General features: G+C 69.6%; 16 protein-coding genes and 2 pseudogenes. 10 read left to right on the plus strand and 8 right to left on the minus strand.

Annotated features, from left to right (window positions below):
• Window positions 1–107: 107 nt before the first annotated feature.
• Both ACIRF9_RS48890 and ACIRF9_RS48895 read right to left on the minus strand, forming a co-directional pair.
• Window positions 108–1,424, minus strand: a complete 1,317-nt coding sequence (locus ACIRF9_RS48890) for a cytochrome P450 (RefSeq protein WP_403836772.1) — start codon at window positions 1,422–1,424, stop codon at window positions 108–110.
• A 205-nt stretch (window positions 1,425–1,629) separates the two neighbouring features.
• On the minus strand, window positions 1,630–2,400 hold the full coding sequence (locus ACIRF9_RS48895) for an IclR family transcriptional regulator (protein ID WP_403836774.1): 771 nt from the start codon (window positions 2,398–2,400) through the stop codon (window positions 1,630–1,632).
• Between the two features lie 67 nt (window positions 2,401–2,467).
• On the opposite strand from ACIRF9_RS48895, the gene ACIRF9_RS48900 reads away from it, so the two are divergent.
• The 4 genes from ACIRF9_RS48900 to ACIRF9_RS48915 all read left to right on the plus strand — a co-directional run bounded on the left by ACIRF9_RS48900 (window position 2,468) and on the right by ACIRF9_RS48915 (window position 6,398).
• Window positions 2,468–3,610: a cupin domain-containing protein gene (locus ACIRF9_RS48900; protein ID WP_403836776.1), complete on the plus strand. Its 1,143-nt coding sequence runs from the start codon at window positions 2,468–2,470 to the stop codon at window positions 3,608–3,610.
• Between the two features lie 14 nt (window positions 3,611–3,624).
• Window positions 3,625–4,467, plus strand: coding sequence for a fumarylacetoacetate hydrolase family protein (locus ACIRF9_RS48905; RefSeq protein WP_403836778.1), 843 nt, complete (start codon window positions 3,625–3,627; stop codon window positions 4,465–4,467).
• Between the two features lie 474 nt (window positions 4,468–4,941).
• Window positions 4,942–5,331, plus strand: a complete 390-nt coding sequence (locus ACIRF9_RS48910) for a hypothetical protein (RefSeq protein WP_403836780.1) — start codon at window positions 4,942–4,944, stop codon at window positions 5,329–5,331.
• Window positions 5,332–5,513: 182 nt separating this feature from the next.
• Window positions 5,514–6,398, plus strand: a complete 885-nt coding sequence (locus ACIRF9_RS48915) for a pirin family protein (RefSeq protein ID WP_403836782.1) — start codon at window positions 5,514–5,516, stop codon at window positions 6,396–6,398.
• Between the two features lie 54 nt (window positions 6,399–6,452).
• On the opposite strand, the pseudogene ACIRF9_RS48920 reads toward ACIRF9_RS48915, so the two are convergent.
• Window positions 6,453–6,904 (minus strand): annotated as a pseudogene (locus tag ACIRF9_RS48920) (D-alanyl-D-alanine carboxypeptidase); the annotation flags it as partial.
• 168 nt (window positions 6,905–7,072) lie between these two features.
• Here ACIRF9_RS48920 and ACIRF9_RS48925 point away from each other — a divergent pair.
• Window positions 7,073–7,372: an NPP1 family protein gene (locus ACIRF9_RS48925; protein WP_403836784.1), complete on the plus strand. Its 300-nt coding sequence runs from the start codon at window positions 7,073–7,075 to the stop codon at window positions 7,370–7,372.
• Window positions 7,373–7,443: 71 nt separating this feature from the next.
• Window positions 7,444–7,968: a hypothetical protein gene (locus ACIRF9_RS48930; RefSeq protein WP_403836786.1), complete on the plus strand. Its 525-nt coding sequence runs from the start codon at window positions 7,444–7,446 to the stop codon at window positions 7,966–7,968.
• A 50-nt stretch (window positions 7,969–8,018) separates the two neighbouring features.
• Here the strand turns inward: ACIRF9_RS48930 and ACIRF9_RS48935 are convergent, their stop codons facing one another.
• Both ACIRF9_RS48935 and ACIRF9_RS48940 read right to left on the minus strand, forming a co-directional pair.
• Entirely contained in the window at window positions 8,019–8,183 is a 165-nt protein-coding gene (locus ACIRF9_RS48935; protein ID WP_403836788.1) for a hypothetical protein, read from the minus strand.
• A 155-nt stretch (window positions 8,184–8,338) separates the two neighbouring features.
• Window positions 8,339–9,064, minus strand: a pseudogene (locus ACIRF9_RS48940) (3-hydroxyacyl-CoA dehydrogenase family protein); the annotation flags it as partial.
• Window positions 9,065–9,193: 129 nt separating this feature from the next.
• Here ACIRF9_RS48940 and ACIRF9_RS48945 point away from each other — a divergent pair.
• Window positions 9,194–9,391, plus strand: a complete 198-nt coding sequence (locus ACIRF9_RS48945) for a hypothetical protein (protein WP_403836790.1) — start codon at window positions 9,194–9,196, stop codon at window positions 9,389–9,391.
• Between the two features lie 145 nt (window positions 9,392–9,536).
• Here ACIRF9_RS48945 and ACIRF9_RS48950 read toward each other — a convergent pair whose 3' ends face one another.
• Window positions 9,537–9,752: a hypothetical protein gene (locus tag ACIRF9_RS48950; RefSeq protein ID WP_403836792.1), complete on the minus strand. Its 216-nt coding sequence runs from the start codon at window positions 9,750–9,752 to the stop codon at window positions 9,537–9,539.
• A 199-nt stretch (window positions 9,753–9,951) separates the two neighbouring features.
• On the opposite strand from ACIRF9_RS48950, the gene ACIRF9_RS48955 reads away from it, so the two are divergent.
• Both ACIRF9_RS48955 and ACIRF9_RS48960 read left to right on the plus strand, forming a co-directional pair.
• The gene (locus tag ACIRF9_RS48955; protein WP_403836794.1) at window positions 9,952–10,113 is read left to right on the plus strand and encodes a hypothetical protein; all 162 of its coding nucleotides are present in this window, start codon (window positions 9,952–9,954) and stop codon (window positions 10,111–10,113) included.
• Window positions 10,114–10,247: 134 nt separating this feature from the next.
• Entirely contained in the window at window positions 10,248–11,312 is a 1,065-nt protein-coding gene (locus ACIRF9_RS48960) for an MBL fold metallo-hydrolase (protein ID WP_403836796.1), read from the plus strand.
• An 83-nt stretch (window positions 11,313–11,395) separates the two neighbouring features.
• Here ACIRF9_RS48960 and ACIRF9_RS48965 read toward each other — a convergent pair whose 3' ends face one another.
• Window positions 11,396–12,931, minus strand: a complete 1,536-nt coding sequence (locus ACIRF9_RS48965; RefSeq protein WP_403836798.1) for an NCS1 family nucleobase:cation symporter-1 — start codon at window positions 12,929–12,931, stop codon at window positions 11,396–11,398.
• Window positions 12,932–13,102: 171 nt separating this feature from the next.
• A complete protein-coding gene (locus ACIRF9_RS48970) occupies window positions 13,103–14,161 on the minus strand; it encodes a LacI family DNA-binding transcriptional regulator (protein WP_403836800.1) in 1,059 nt (352 codons plus the stop codon).
• A 266-nt stretch (window positions 14,162–14,427) separates the two neighbouring features.
• On the opposite strand from ACIRF9_RS48970, the gene ACIRF9_RS48975 reads away from it, so the two are divergent.
• Complete coding sequence (locus ACIRF9_RS48975; RefSeq protein ID WP_403836802.1) at window positions 14,428–15,387, plus strand: TIM barrel protein; 960 nt, start codon at window positions 14,428–14,430, stop codon at window positions 15,385–15,387.
• Window positions 15,388–15,400 lie beyond the last annotated feature (13 nt).

Here is a 15,400-nt window from a genome sequence, read left to right on the forward strand (position 1 = left end):
TGCTCGTGGGGGAGTTTAAGAAGACCGGGTCACGCAAAAGGGCCGGTTGCGCGCGCACCCCGCCGCACGTACCGCGGCGGGGGGGTCCCGCGCGCAACGGGCAGTACTCAGAAAGAGCAGGGCATGGCGCGTACGGCGTGCACGAAGTTGCTGGTGAGGAACTCCGGTTCGCCTGCCTGGATGTCGGGGACCTGTGTCAGGAGCTCACGGAACAGAGCGCGCAGCTGGGCCTTGGCGACCTGGTTGCCCAGACAGTAGTGCGCTCCCCCGCCGCCGAATCCGAGGTGCGGGTTGGGGTCGCGGCCGAGGTCGAACGCCGTGGGGTCGGTGAAGACCTCGCTGTCACGGTTTCCTGAGGTGTAGAACATGACGACCTTGTCACCTGCCGCGATGTGCCGGCCGCCCAGCTCGTAGTCGGTGACCGCGGTCCGGGCGAAGGTCTTGATGACGGTGCCCCAGCGGACGAACTCCTCGACAGCGCTGTTGATACGGCCGTCGAAGTCCGCCCGCAGCCAGGCCCGTTGCTCCGGGTGGTCGGTCAGGGCTTTGAGGGCGTGGGTGGTGGTCTGCCGGGTGGTGTCGGTGCCGGCGACGGAGAGCAGGACGAAGAACGAGCCGATGTCGGCGTTGCTCAGTTTCTCGCCGTCGATCTCGGCCTGGACCAGGTTGGTCATCAGGTCGTCCCGGGGTGAACTGCGCCGCTCCTCGGCCATCTGGACCGCGATGGTGTGGAGGTACTGATGGGCGGCGTCGGTCACCTCCCTGCGCGGCCGTCCGGCGAGGAAGACGGGGTCGGCGGCGCTGAGGAGTGATTCCGCGGCGTTCGCGACATGTTCGCGTTCCTCGTCGGCGATGCCGAGCATGTCGCCGAGCGTGAGGACCGGCAGCTTGGCCGCGCACGCGTGCACGAAGTCGGCGCCGCTGCCGGCTTCGGTGAGCTGCTCGACGATCCGCTTGGCGTTGGCCGTGATCTGGTCCTGGAGCCGGTTGACCTCCTTGGGCGTGAAGGCGGCGCTGACGAGCCTGCGCAGCCCGGTGTGGCGCGGGGCGTCCATGACGAGGAACGACAGCGCCCGCTCCATCACGTCCTGCGGGAAGATCTCGAACAGGACGCCGTTGCCCGAGACGAACACGTCGTTGCGGCGGCTGACTTCCACGATGTCGGCGTGGCGCACGACGGCCCAGAAGCCGGGGGCGTCCGGGGGTTGCGGCAGCGTGCTCTCGGCGGGCCGGTGCCAGGAGACGGGACGCTTCGCGCGCAGCTCGGCGAAGTCGGCCTCACGGGCCGCGGCGGGCTTGGCCCAGAAGGCGAGTGTGGAGAGGTCGATCTCGTCGTAGGCCCGCCCGGCGGCGGGTCCGGCGGTCCGGGCGGTGACCACGGCGGTCTGGTCGGGGAGTCCGGTGGCGTGCGGGTGGGGGTGCAACGTGCCTCCAAGCGATCGCCGCTCGTCGGGTCTCCGCGCGACGACTCGCGCTCCGGTCTGTGGACGGGCGGGGCGTGGCCTGCCGACGGTCTCTCGGCAAGTGGTTTCGTGGGTCGGTTCACGGGGTTCCGACCACAGGCTATGGACCGTGAGACCCGTCACAGAACGACAAGCGTTCAGATTCTGGCGTGCGGAACGCGAAGCGCTAGGACGCGAGGTCGTGCTCGATGTCCGCGGCCACCGACCTGAGGAGCGCGACCAGCCGCGGCAGGTGCTCCTTGTCGTACCGGACGCTGGGCATCGACACGGCGATGCCGGCGGAGACCTCGCCGTCCGGTGTGTGCACCGGTACGCCGATGGCGACGACGCCGCGTTCGGAGCGTTCCCGGTTGAGGGCGAAGCCGTTGCGGCGCACCTTGGCCAGGTCGGCCCGGAGCGAGGCCAGGTCGGGCAGCTCGCCCGGCCGGTCTTCGAACCGCGCCTGGTCGTAGAGGGCGGCGAGCTCCTCGGGTGTCAGCTCGGCCAGGAGCAGCAGCCCGGCGGTGGTGCGGTGGGCCGGGAAGACCATGCCCTCGCGGTTGCCGACCCGCAGCGCCTGGCTCGACTCGACGCTGGCGACGAACCGCACCGCGTCGCCCGTGCGGACGGTGAGGTTGGCCGACTCGTCGAGCAGGTCGACCAGTCGGCGCAGATGAGGAAGAGCGGCGGCACGCAGTCGTGACGTGGCCGACCGGGAGTGGGCGGCGAGTTCGAGCACGGGACCGACCCGGTACGCCCTGCCCTCGTCCTGCACGGCGAAGTCGCGGTAGACGAGCATCGAGAGCAGGCGGTGCGCGGTCGAGGCGGCCACGCCCAGCCGACGGGCGACCTCCGAAACGCTGAGAGTGCCCTCGAGCTGGAGCATCGCGGCGATGCGCAGCGCGTTGTCGACGCTGGTGATCGCGTACGGCGGCGGCTGCTTGGACGGCTTGTCCACCGCCGGCCTCCATTCTGCTGTCCAGAATCTTCTTTTCTGCGTCGGCGTCGACGGCCACCGTACACCCATGACCGCGACACCCGTCGAGACCCCCGTCCAGCTCCACGCAGTCGATGCCCCTGACCAGCCGGACGTCACTCCCGCCCTCGAAGAGCTGTATCGCGGCTTCGAGCAGGAACTGCTCGTGCCGCTGTGGACCGAGATCGGCGACCTCATGCCGGCCCACCCGCACTCCCGCGCGGTGCCGCACCGATGGAAGTGGGAGAACCTCCTCCGCCTCGCCGATCGGGCCGGGCACATCGTTCCGGTCGGCCGTGGCGGCGAGCGGCGCGCGATCGCCCTGGCGAATCCCTCGCTGGGTGGACGCCCGTTCGCGACACCCACGCTGTGGGCCGCGATCCAGTACCTGATGCCGGGTGAGGACGCCCCTGAGCACCGCCACACGCAACATGCCTTCCGCTTCGTCGTGGAGGGCTCCGGCGTGTGGACCGTCGTGGGCGGCGACGCGGTGCCGATGAACCGCGGCGACTTCCTGCCGCAGGCGGGCTGGAACTGGCACGCCCACCACAATGCCTCCGACCAGCCGATGGCCTGGATCGACGGCCTCGACATCCCCTTCCAGTACGTCACCGAGTCGCAGTTCTTCGAGTTCGGCCGCGACGAGATCTCCGAGGGCGAGCGGATCACGCCCGAGTACTCACGCTCCGAGCGGCTCTGGGGTCACCCGGGCCTGCGTCCGGTCGGCGTCGCCCACACCACGCCCGGCTCACCGCTGCTCGCCTACAAGTGGGAGCACACCGACCGCGCGCTGGCCGACCAGCTCGCGCTGGCGAAGGAGGGGTACGCCGGCACGGTGGAGCCCGGCCATGCGGCCGTGCGCTTCAGCAACCCGGCCGACGGCACCGACGTACTGCCCACCGTCCGCGCCGAGTTCCACCGGATCGTGCGCGGCACCGAGACCGCTCCCGTGCGCGAGACCGGGTCGAGCGTCTACCAGGTCTTCGACGGCTCGGGCGTGATCACCGTCGGCGAGAGGACCTGGTCGGTCACCCGGGGCGACCTCTTCGTCGTCCCGTCGTGGGAGCCGTTCTCCGCGCGGTCGGAGGCCGGTTCGACCGACTCCGACTCGGGCGCCCTCGATCTGTTCCGCTTCTCCGACGCACCCGTCTTCGAGGCGCTCCGGCTCAACCGCACCCAGCTCGACAAGTAAGGAATCCCTCAGCGATGAAGCTCGCGACCATCCGCACCGCAGGCGGCACCCGCGCCGTCAAGCTCGTCTCCCTCGACGGCGCCGACACGCTCGTCGACCTCGGCGCGCCCGACCTCGGCACCTTTCTCGCCGACCCCGCGTGGCGGACCGCGGCGGAGCGGGCCGAGCGCCCGACGTACGACGTCGAGGGCGCCGACTTCGCACCCGTCGTCCCGAACCCCTCGAAGGTCATCTGCGTCGGCCACAACTACTCCAACCACATCAAGGAGATGGGGCGGGAGCTGCCGTCGTACCCCACCCTCTTCCCCAAGTACGCCGACACCCTGCTCGGCGCGAACGACCCGATCGTCAAACCGGCCGAGACGGACGCCCTGGACTGGGAGGTCGAGTTCGTGGTCGTCATCGGCCAGGAGGTCCGCCGCGCCGACGACGCCCAGGCGGAGGCGGCGATCGCCGGCTTCACCGTCATGAACGACATCTCGGTGCGCGACTGGCAGTTCCGCACCGTCGAGTGGACGCAGGGCAAGATCTGGGACTCCTCGACGCCGGTCGGCCCGTACCTGGTCACCCCCGACGAGGTCGGCGGCATCCGACCCGCGCTGCAGGTCCGCACTCTGGTGGACGGCCGGGTCATGCAGTCGGACAACACCGGCACGCTGCTGTTCGACCCGGTGTTCCTGGTCAAGTACATCTCGACGATCATCACCCTGCGCCCCGGCGACCTGATCGCCACCGGCACCCCGGCCGGGGTCGGCCACGCCCGCGACCCGAAGGTCTATCTGACCGGCGGGGAGACGGTCGTGACCGAGATCGACGGCCTCGGCGTGTGCACCAACGTCGTCCTGAAGGACGCCTGACACCTGGCTCGGCCCGCAGGTCTCAGTGCCCGCGGGAACCGGGCGTGGTGTCACACGTGGGCCTGGCGATCGCCCGGGCGGCGGCGTGCGGGGCCATGTGGCGACCGGCGGTGCTATCGAGCCGGGACGACAGGGGGAAGCATCGGAGATCTCCACGGCAGTTCCTCCAGCGCGTCGAGGACCCCTGACACTCGGTGGCGTACTCGGGGCAGGAGCCTCGGTAGCCGCGCAGACGGCGAGTTGGCGTGCCGCCTCAACCCAACTCGCCAGATGACGCATCAACAACGCTCCAACAAGCCCAGAGACACCGAGAGGTGACGCAGCGACAGCAAAACCCTCCAGTGACCGGAAGGCGCGGAGCGGCAACGCGATCACACTTGACGCCGACATGGCGATCGATAGATGATGCATCAACTTCGGGTCCGCGCGTCTCACGTGCGCCCCACGATGCCGAAGACGGAAGGTATGCATCTCATGAAGAAGCAACTCATCAGCGCGATCACCGCAGGCGGCGCGGCAGTCGCGGCACTGGCCGTGACCGCGGGCCCGGCCCAGGCGGCGAGCACGCCGCCCGAGTGCCAGGCCGATGCGGGCTCCGCATGCGTGGCCGTCACCAATGGAGCCGGCGGCCAGGTCCACAGCATCAGCGTGAACGGCCAGTGCGCGACCTTCACCACGGACAGTCGCAACATGTACTTCCCCGACGTGACCGTGGACCCCTCCCAGGCATCCCCCACCACGCTGACCTACTCGGGCTACTACTGCGAGAGCAGCACCCAGAATTCTCAGGTCGTGGCCTGGACCACGGGCTCCACCGGAACCGGCAACTACCGCTGGGTGACCATCGGCCGCGTCTGGATGTGACACATGCGGTGGGGGTGGCCGTCCCGGCGGCGGCCACCCCCACCGGCGCGCTCCGGCCATGGATACGAAGGCGGCCCAGGGAATAGATGACACATCACTCGAATTGAATGATGTGTCCTGCGGCGCGGCAAGGTCGCCGTACGCGTCGCATGACGTGCCCCGACCCCCTTCACGGAGCAGTGATGACCTCACAGTTGACGGGCCGACGGACCCTCGCCCGTATCACCACCAAGCAGCACCTGGGCCCCGACGCCCAGGTCGACGACAAGGCCCTGGTCTTCATGCCGACCGACCCGGCACTGACGGATCCGTTTCTCGTCCTGGTCGAGGACTGGTTCTCCACCCCCGGCTTCGAGTGGCACCCCCACCGCGGCCTGGAGACCGTCACGACCGTCGTCGAGGGCGTCCTGGAACACGGCGACAACCTCGGCCACGCCGGCGCCCTGGAAGCAGGCGAGGTGCAGTGGATGACCGCCGGGAACGGCATCATCCACCGCGAGCTCGCCTACCGCGACGAACGCGCCCACATCCTGCAGATGTGGCTCAACCTCCCCAAGGACAAGAAGCTGACACCGTCGCGCTACCAGGACCTCAAGGACGCCACCATGGCCCGGGTGCACGCGCCCGGCGTCAGCATCGACGTCCACGCCGGCACCGTCGACGGCGTCACCGGCACCGCCGCCACCCACCACCCCGTCCAGGGCGTCGTCGCCACCCTCGACCCCGGCTCCTCCTACGACCTCCCCGTCCCCGCCGAACACCGCCTGTTCGCGTACGTCATGAGCGGACGCCTGCTGATCGGCGACCGGGAACTGCGGGCCGGACAGACCGGCTGGTCCGACCCCGTCACCGGCGAGGCGTCCACGACGCTGCCGCTCACCGCGGTGGACCCCGAGCGGTCGGCACGCGTGATGGTCTACAGCGGCACGCCCCTGCGGGAACCGGTCGCCCTGGGCGGCCCGTTCGTGATGAACACCAAGGACGAGATCAACCAGGCGTTCACCGACTTCCACGCCGGCGCCTTCGGACCCGTGCCGCGCACGGCCCGGCTCGCCCACGACCGCTGAACCGGTGGCCGCGGCGTTTCGGGCGCCGCGGCCACCGGGTCAAGTCCAACAGCCGTTGAGTCCGCTGCCGTCGTACATCGCGAAGTTGTCCATCGACACGCCGTAGCGGCTGAGCACATCGCATACGACCGCCGTTCCGTCCTCGAACGTGGCCTGGTGGCCGACGCCGAGCGCGGTCATCCGCAGCAGTGTCTCGGCGATGTTGTTGTCGCTCACCTTGAGCATGTGCTTCACGATCGTCGGCAGCTTGTCGGATCTGTGCGACGTCACCGTCGACCGTGACACCCCGCTCGGCGAGGAGCCCGGCGAAGGCCTCTCCCGCGTCCAGTGAGGTGTCCTCGACCGCGTGCGCCGTAGACGACCCTGGTGGTGGACCTGTGGTCGGGGCCGAGCACGGTCAACGCGGCGGTGACGGTGGCGAGTTTCGTGTTGGAGGCGGGCATCAGCGCGGTGTCCGCGTTGCGGCCCCAGACCACCTTGTCGGATTTCGCGTCCATGACGACACCGCGTTGGTGCCCAGGCACGTCCTGGCTCCGGTGTCGAGATTGTCCGCGATCTGCTGCTCGGCGGGCTTGCGAGGACGGCCGACGACGGGGGAAGAACTGCGCTTGTGGAAAGCCTCGGTGGGGAGACTACGACTCGGACGGCTGCTTCCCGGCGTCCGTCATGGACCAGTGGGGCAACCTCAACGGCGGTCTGAAGCCGACCGGGGCGGGACGGCGGCTGCCACGGACCACCTCACCAACGCCAACACCTACGCGCGGGCCAAGTGCAACAACGGCTGGTGCGGGATCGTCTACAGCCTGTACTTCGAGCAGGACCAGGTCTATCCCGGCATCGGACACAGCCAGGTCCAACGGCGGATGGAACACGCCGGCCCTGGTGAGCTGAGACCACTTCCCGAAGAGCAACGACCCCAGCAAGATCCCGTTCAACCCCTGGGCCTGACGGCCGGACGGTCCGAACCACATTGACATCTGGTTGATGCATCATCTATAAAGATGATGCATCAACCAGATGTTCGGGGCGTCCAGAGGTTCGGGTCATGGAGACAGCGCAGCATCGGCAGCAGGCGGCACCGGGTGCCTTCGCGGCCTTCGCCCGTTTCGTGCTCTTCGGCGGCGGCGTGGGGCTCGCCTCCAGCTTCGCCGTGGCGGGCCTCACCTCCTGGATTCCCTGGGTCCTGTCCAACGCCCTGATCACCGTGGTGTCCACGCTCCTCGCCACCGAGCTGCACGCCCGCTTCACCTTCGGCGCGGGCAAGCACGCGTCCTGGCGGCAGCACGCACAGTCCGCCGGGTCCGCGGCGGCCGCGTACGCCGCGACCTGTGTGGCGATGCTCGTCCTGCATCTGCTGGTCGCGACCCCCGGCACCATCCTCCAGCAGGTCGTCTACCTGTCCGCCTCCGCACTCGCCGGTATCGGGCGGTTCGTGGTGCTGCGCCTCGTCGTCTTCGCCCGGAACCACTCGCAGGCCGCGCCCACCGTCCGCACCTCCCGGCCCGTTCACACGACCGTGGACCGCACCCCGGCTCTGACGGCCCCGGCGGTACTCCTCCGCGCCGCCTGACCGCCCGGCCAGGGGTGCTCCTCAACGGAGCCGTCGCGCGGCGCAGCCTCTCAGGGTTTCCACGTCTCGGCGTCCTCGTACGAGTAGGCGGCGAGTTCCGGCGCTCGCAGGTCGAGCGCCGCCACGGCGGACGCGTCCGGCGCGACCCGGACCGGGGAGAAGTCGCCCGTGTCGGGGTCGTCCGGATCGGGGCCACCACGACGGCCGGGGTGCATCTCAGCATGTCGGCGCGGGAGTAGTGCCGCACGACGGTGCCCCTCTCGCCCGGCTCGATCAGCGTCAGGAACTCGCACCTCGGCCACGTGGTCGTGCATGTCGACCCGGAGCGACTTCAACTCGGCGCTCGTTTCGGCGAGTTGCCGGGTGGCACTCAGGTGTGGACCTCGCCCCGCTCGGCCTTGGCCACCAGGGAGGCCGGCGGTACGAAGCGCTCACCGTAAGCCGAGGCGAGCTGACGGGCGCGGGCGACGAATCCGGCCAGGCCGCCCTCGTACTGGTTGATGTACTGGATGACGCCGCCGGTCCAGGCCGGGAACCCGATGCCCAGGAGGGAGCCGACGTTGGCGTCGGCCACCGAGCGCAGTACGCCCTCGTCGAAGCAGCGGACCGTGTCCAGTGCCTCGGCGAACAGCATGCGTTCCTGCATGTCCTCGAAGGGGATCTCGTGACCCGGCGTGGTGAAGTGTTCGACCAGGCCGGGCCACAGGCGGGTCCGCTTGCCGTCGGCGTAGTCGTAGAAGCCCACGCCGGACGAGCGTCCCTTGCGGTCGAACTCGTCGATCAGCCGGTCGACGACCGCCTCGGAGCCGTGCGGCTGCCACTGCCCGCCCTCCGCCCGTACCCCGGCCATGAACTCCTGACGGATCTTGCGGGGCAGGGTGAGCGTGAGCTCGTCCATGAGCTGTAGCGCGGGCGCGGGGTAGCCGGCCTGGTTCGCCGCCTGCTCGACCGAGGCCGGGTGGATGCCCTCGCCGACCATGGCGATGGCCTCGTCCATGAACTTGCCGATGACCCGGCTGGTGATGAAGCCGCGGCTGTCGTTGACCACGATCGGCGTCTTCCTGATCTGCCGGGCGACGTCGACCGCCTTGGCCAGCGGGCAGGCACTCCTGGATGAGGGCGAAGGGCGCCCGGAGCTTCGCCGTGTACTGCCGGTCCAGGCGGCGGAGCCGGAAGTCCGCGAGCCGTCCGGCCTGGCGACCCCCGGCTGTCACCGGCCGACGCGGTGCGGCTGCTGAACGACCCGGAATCCTACGTCCGCGGCACCGCGGTGCGCAATCCGCGGCTGCCGGCCCGCGTCCTGGCCGGGTTGCTGCACGACCGCGACACGGCATGCGAAGCGGTCACCAACCCGTCGATCCCGGTCCCCGTCCTGCACCGCATCCTGGCCGCGTCGGCGGCAGCCGTGGCAGCCCGGCGCTGAACGCCGACACGGACCGGCCAGCCACTCCTACTCCCCGAGCACTCGCCGTACCCGGTCGTACGTGCGCCGCCGGCGCACCTGCGGGGCCACCTCTGATGAGCAGCCGGTGCGGTGGCCGCCGGGGAGGCCACCGCAACCCCGTGTGTCACATCCAGACGCGGCCGATGGTCACCCAGCGGTAGTTGCCGGGTGCCGTGGAGCCGGTGGTCCAGGCCACGGCCTGGGAGTTCTGGGTGCTGCTCTCGCAGGAGTAGCCCGAGTAGGTCAGGGTGGTGGGCGACGCTCCGTCGGCGGCCACGGTCAGCTCGGGGAGGTAGAAGTTCCGGCTGTCCGTGGTGAAGGTGGCGCACTGGCCGTTCACGCAGATGCTGTGGACCTGGCCACCGGTCCCGTTGGTGAACGGCCACGCAGGCGCTGCCCGCGCCGGCTTCGCACTGGGGCGGCTGGCTCGCGGCGCAAGCGCTCACGTCATCCCGACCCCGCCGGCAACGGAGCGTGTCACACGACTCAACATCCATACAATTGCGGGCATTTGACCGATCCATAGAAGTGGAGTCACGATGCCCGCCCTGACGTGGAGCCAGAAGCCCACCCTGGATGCATCGTTGACGCATCATGCAAAAATGCGCGCGGTGACAGTGAACGACTACGGACGGACGCCGATCCTGTCCGACCATGCGCTCCCTGCCGGGATCGCGCCACGCTCACCGAACGCCGACTGACGCAATGTCGGATCGTCCACCGGCAGGCCACATTCACTGTCTGCCTCGATATTGGCTCTCCGACGGTCCCCCACCCATGCTCCTGCACCGGACGTCCAACCCGCACCACGATCCCCCCGCAAGGAGTCGCAGCCGTGAACGAGTCGAAAGCCGACGCGAACCGCCCGACCAGCCCCGCGAGCGACGGATCCCTCACCCGCCGCCGCTTCTGGCAGCTCGGCACCGCCGCGGCGCTGAGCGCGGGGGCGACGGTCCTGCTTCCGGGACAGGCCACCGGGGCCACGGCGGCCAGGAGCAAGACTTCCCAGTACTACTTCGGCCGGGCGGCCGCACTGGCCGGCGACAACCCGATCCTCACCGACCTCGTCGCCGGGCTCACCGCCGGATTCAGCATTCCCTTCCCTCCCGCGCCCGCGCCGCTGAAGATCTTCGACGACGTGGCCGTGCTGAGCATCGGCTGGGTGTCCGCCACGGCGATCCTCACCTCGGACGGCATCATCCTCATCGACGCCCTGACCTCTCCCGCCACCGCCCAGCAGACCCTCGTCCCCGGGCTGCAGGCCCTCGGCCTGGACCCGGCGACGATCAAGTACGTCGTCGTCTGCCACGGTCACGGCGACCACTTCGGCGGCGCCCAGTACCTCGCCGACACCTACGGCGCCCGCGTCATGATGGCCCCGGCCGACTGGGACATGCTCGCCGCCAACCAGCCGGCCAACGCGCCCACCCGCGACCTGGACATCACCGACGGCCAGAAACTCACCCTCGGGAACACCACGGTCACGCTCCACCACACCCCGGGCCACACACCCGGCAGCGTCTCCCCGATCTTCCCCGCCCACTGGCAGGGCAGGGCGCACAGGGCGATGCTGTGGGGCGGGACGAACCCTCCCACCGCCACCGCGGACAAGGAGACCTATCTGGCCTCCGCGCAGACCTTCGCTTCCCGGATGAAGCGGGCCCGGGTGGACGTCGAACTGAGCAACCACGGATTCTGCGACCACGGCCTGGCGCGCATGGAGGAGCTGCGCGCCGCGCCGGACAGCGCCGACAACCCGTTCGTCATCGGCACCTCCGGCGCACAGCTGTTCATGAAGGTCATGCAGAACATGCTGCGCGGCCGCATCCTTCTGGACCAGGCGTCCGCCGGCACGGCCACGTCCGCCGCCGCCACCACCGCAGCGGGCTGCGGCTGCTGACGGACGGGTAACGTGGCGCGGGCGCGACCGGTGTGTCTCACCGGTCGCGCCCGCGCCACGTGATGTGTTGCGGTCCGCGTCGTCTACGATCCCGTGCCGGCGTCCGTCTGCCCGGGGGCGGCCGGAGCTTCGGTGGTTCGGGCGGCGAGCGGGCTCCTGCCCCTGCTGAGGGCGAGGTAGACCACTCCGGCGACGGCGACGCCGATGAACCAGGAGTACGGGCCCAGGTTGTCCCCGTATCCGGAGGGGCCGTAGACGGGCAGGATGCTGGAGAAGACGGAGCCCACCGCGGCGGCGACGAGCGCCCGGACGTTCCAGCCGCCCTGGAAGCGGAACTCCCCGTCCTCCTGGTAGAGCGCGGGCACGTTCAGCTGGGTCTTCCGGATGAGGTAGTAGTCGACGACGAGTACGCCGAAGAGCGGGCCCATCGTCGAGCCGATGGCGTTGACGAAGCTGGGGGCGTTGTCCCAGGGGTGCAGCGGGTAGAGCAGCAGCGCGATGACGGCGGCGATGAGGCCGCCCCGCCGGAAGGTCAGGTACTTCGGTGCCACGTTGGCGAAGTCGAAGGCGGGGCTGACGAAGTTGGCGACGACGTTGATGCCGAGCGTCGCGACGGCGAAAGTCAGGGCGGCGAGCAGGACGAGGACCGCGCTGTCGAACTTGGCGGATATCTCGGCCGGTTCGAGGATGACCTCCCCGTACACCTTGCTGGCGGCGGCCGTGGTGATCGCCGCGACGAGGGAGAAGAGGATCAGGTTGACGGGCAGGCCCCAGATGTTGCCCTTCTTGAGGGTCTTCTTGTCGGGGGTGAAGCGAGCGAAGTCGCCGAAGTTGAGGAACAGGGCCGCGAAGTAGGTGATCCAGGTGGCGGCTATCGCGGCGATCGCGGCGAACGAACCGGGGCTGACGTCGAGTCCGGTGGCGCTCTTGGCGAGTGCGGCCAGATCCTTGGCCGGCATGTCGACCGAGAAGGACAGTGCACCGGCCTTCACGGACAGGGCGATCGCCAGGATCAGCATCATCAGCCAGACCGCGGGTCCGGCGAAGTCCTGGAAACGGCGCACCGTCTCCATGCCCTTGCTGATGATGAGCAGCTGAGCGGCCCAGACACCGAGGTAGCACAGCACTTCGAGGCCGCTGTGGTCGAAGAGGTGCGTGGTCTCGTGCAGGTCCCTGGGGCCGTCGTAGCGGACGAGGAAGGCGACTATGGCGCCCGCCGCAGCGCTGGTCTGCGCGCCGTACCAGAAGGTGGCGACCACGGCCCGGGCGAGCGCCGGGACGTTGGCACCGAAGGTGCCGAACGAGGCGCGGGCGAGGACGGGGTAGGGGACGCCGGTCTTGACGCCCGCATTGCCCATGAGGGTCATCAACCAGTAGATGACCAACGAGCCGACACCGATGCCGATGAGGAACTTGAAGGTGTTGCCCGCGACGAGGAACAGGCTGGCGGCCAGGAAGTAGCCGTAGAGACTGTGTACGTCCGAGGTCCAGACGTTGAAGATGCTGAAGGCGCCCCATTTGCGCTCGGTGGCGGGGGCGAGGTCCTCGTTGTAGAGACGGGGGGAATACCCCGGCGGTGTGGCGGTTCTGTCCGCGTCCGCGTTGTCCGTCGCCGTCATGTGCTGCTCCTTGGTGCTGGGCCCGACATCTCCCTCCGGCGTCGCACCGGATGGTTGATGTGTCAGACAACGGCCTGTGTGTTGCACCGGGATGCCTGGCATGTAACAGGCTCGTCAACGGAAAGTTTTTTCCATTTCCAGCCTCGTTGGCGACCGCGGGCCACCTCGGGCTCAGTCGGCCTCGGGCTCGATTTCCGGGCGCGGCACCGGACCGGTGGAGCTCCGGACCTCCAACGTGGGCGTCACCAAGTACTCGACGGCCGTCCGTTCGGGTTCGGCGATGCGGTCCAGGAGGACGCGGGTCACCCGTCGGCCGACCTCATGAGCACCGATGTCGACGCTGGTCAGGGAGAGGTGCCGGATCTTGGCGAGGAAGCTGTTGTCGAAGCTGGCGAGCGAGAGGTCTCCCGGCACGGAGAGGCCGAGTTCCACGGCGGCGGAGAACGCGCCGACGCAGGCGGGGTCGTTGGCGACGAACAGCGCGGTGGGGCGGGGACGGGCGCGGCCGAGCAGGCGGACCGCCGCGCGGTAGCCGCCGTCTTCCGTGGTGTCGCAGGTCTCGACGAGGACGTGATCGCCGTAGCCGTGCTCGCGCATGATCGTCTCGTAGGCGCGGCGGCGGATGCCGAAGACGGCGGCGTGGTTGCCCGCGATGTGGGCGATCCGGCGGTGGCCGAGGTCGAAGAGGTGGCGCATCACCAGTTCGACGCCGCGCCCGTCGTCCTCCGCGATCACGTCGACGTTGGGCAGCTTGAAGTCGCGGCTGCCGGCCACGGCCGTGGGCAGCCGGGAGGCCGCCTCGGTGATGGTGGTCGACTCGGGCATGGTGCCGGCGAGGATCAGGCCGTCGACGCGCATCTCCATGAACGCGCGCATCAGCCGTTCGTCGGCGTGCCGGTCGAGACGTCCGTCGCCGACGAACATGTGCAGGTCGCTCTCGGTGAGCGCGGTGTTGACACCTTCGAGGAAGTCCACGAACCACGGCTGGCGCAGATCGTTGACGAGCACGCCGATCGCCCGGGTGCGCCGCTCCGTCAGGCTCCGCGCCGCGCCGTTGGGTCGGTAGCCCAGCTCCTTGATCGCGTCTTCCACGGCCTTGCGCTTCTCCGGCCGTACATGCGGCGAGCCCTGCAGAACCCGGGAGACGAGGGACTTGGACACACCCGCGTACTCGGCCACGCTGCGGATCGTGTGCTGACCGTCAGCCGCGTTGCGCGGGTTCGTGCTCATGGCGGTCATGCCCCCTTGTCGCTCCACAGTTCCGGTACCGGTCCCAAAGGATCGCTATCACCGAGATTCTACGGCAGCCAGGCGGTACGGAGAGGGCGCCGTCCCCACACAGCACCTGCCCGGTAGCCACACCTCACAGCGTGATTGTTTCGTCCGCATGTCTTGACATGAAAAGCCGGCCAGCCACAGTGTTGGGACCGGTCCCAAAGCCGCTCGTTCGGCTGCCGAGTGATCCGCCGTGGACTTCAGAGAAGAGAGCTGTCCCGATGACGAGCCCGATCACCCACCACGCACCGAAGCACGCAGCGCTCGCCCAGGTCAGGGTGGGCAGCGCCCCGGATTCCTGGGGTGTGTGGTTCCCCGACGACCCGCGTCAGGTCCACTGGTCGCGATTCCTGGACGAGATCGCCGAAGCCGGATACGAGTGGCTGGAACTCGGCCCCTACGGCTACCTGCCCACCGACCCGGCCGCCCTGGCGGCAGAGCTCGGGCAGCGCGGCCTGAAGATGTCCGCCGGCACCGTCGGTGGTGCGCTGCACCGCGCCGAGGAGTACGCCGGGGTGCGGGAGGAGGCCCTGCGCGTGGCCGGCCTGGCCGCCGCCGCGGGCGCCTCGTACCTGGTGTTCCTGCCCGCGATGTACCGGGACCTGATGACCGGTGCGTCGCTGGAACCCGCCGAACTGGACGCGGACGGCTGGAAGCGGCTGACCGGGTCGGTCGAGGAGCTGGCGCGGACCGTGTGCGGCGAGCACGGCGTACGGCTGCTCCTCCACCCCCACGCCGACAGCCACGTCGAGACCCAGGCCCAGACCGAACGGTTCCTGTCCGACACCGACCCGGCCCTGGTCGGCCTGTGCCTGGACACCGGGCACATCGCCTACCGGCGCGGCGACAACGCCGAGCTGCTCCGCCGGTTCCCGGAGCGGGTCGAGTACGTGCACTTCAAGCAGGTCGACCCGGTCGTCCTGGACGAGGTCGAGCGCGAGAACCTGCCGTTCGCCGAAGCGGTCACCCGGGGCGCCGTGTGCGAGCCGCCGAAGGGCGTGCCGAGCCTGGAGTCGCTGGCCGACGGCCTGGCCGGACTCGCCCCCGACGTGTTCGTGATCGTCGAGCAGGACATGTACCCGTGCCCGCCGGACCAGCCGCTGCCGATCGCCACCCGCACCTGCGGCTACCTGCGCGGCAGCGGACTCGGCTCCGCCGCACGGCGAGCCGGACGCGGCTGAGCCCGCGCTCCCC

It is taken from the genome of Streptomyces sp. NPDC096132, assembly GCF_044763345.1.
Taxonomy (GTDB): Bacteria; Actinomycetota; Actinomycetes; order Streptomycetales; family Streptomycetaceae; genus Streptomyces.

What these genes read in the sequence shown, in the direction of transcription:
- ACIRF9_RS48965 (WP_403836798.1), bottom strand. Translation starts at nt 12,931, where the DNA reads ATGACGGCGACGGACAACGCGGACGCGGACAGAACCGCCACACCGCCG.
- ACIRF9_RS48975 (WP_403836802.1), top strand. Translation starts at nt 14,428, where the DNA reads ATGACGAGCCCGATCACCCACCACGCACCGAAGCACGCAGCGCTCGCC.
- ACIRF9_RS48915 (WP_403836782.1), top strand. Translation starts at nt 5,514, where the DNA reads ATGACCTCACAGTTGACGGGCCGACGGACCCTCGCCCGTATCACCACC.
- ACIRF9_RS48935 (WP_403836788.1), bottom strand. Translation starts at nt 8,183, where the DNA reads ATGCACCCCGGCCGTCGTGGTGGCCCCGATCCGGACGACCCCGACACG.
- ACIRF9_RS48970 (WP_403836800.1), bottom strand. Translation starts at nt 14,161, where the DNA reads ATGAGCACGAACCCGCGCAACGCGGCTGACGGTCAGCACACGATCCGC.
- ACIRF9_RS48905 (WP_403836778.1), top strand. Translation starts at nt 3,625, where the DNA reads ATGAAGCTCGCGACCATCCGCACCGCAGGCGGCACCCGCGCCGTCAAG.
- ACIRF9_RS48955 (WP_403836794.1), top strand. Translation starts at nt 9,952, where the DNA reads ATGCCCGCCCTGACGTGGAGCCAGAAGCCCACCCTGGATGCATCGTTG.
- ACIRF9_RS48910 (WP_403836780.1), top strand. Translation starts at nt 4,942, where the DNA reads ATGAAGAAGCAACTCATCAGCGCGATCACCGCAGGCGGCGCGGCAGTC.
- ACIRF9_RS48930 (WP_403836786.1), top strand. Translation starts at nt 7,444, where the DNA reads ATGGAGACAGCGCAGCATCGGCAGCAGGCGGCACCGGGTGCCTTCGCG.
- ACIRF9_RS48900 (WP_403836776.1), top strand. Translation starts at nt 2,468, where the DNA reads ATGACCGCGACACCCGTCGAGACCCCCGTCCAGCTCCACGCAGTCGAT.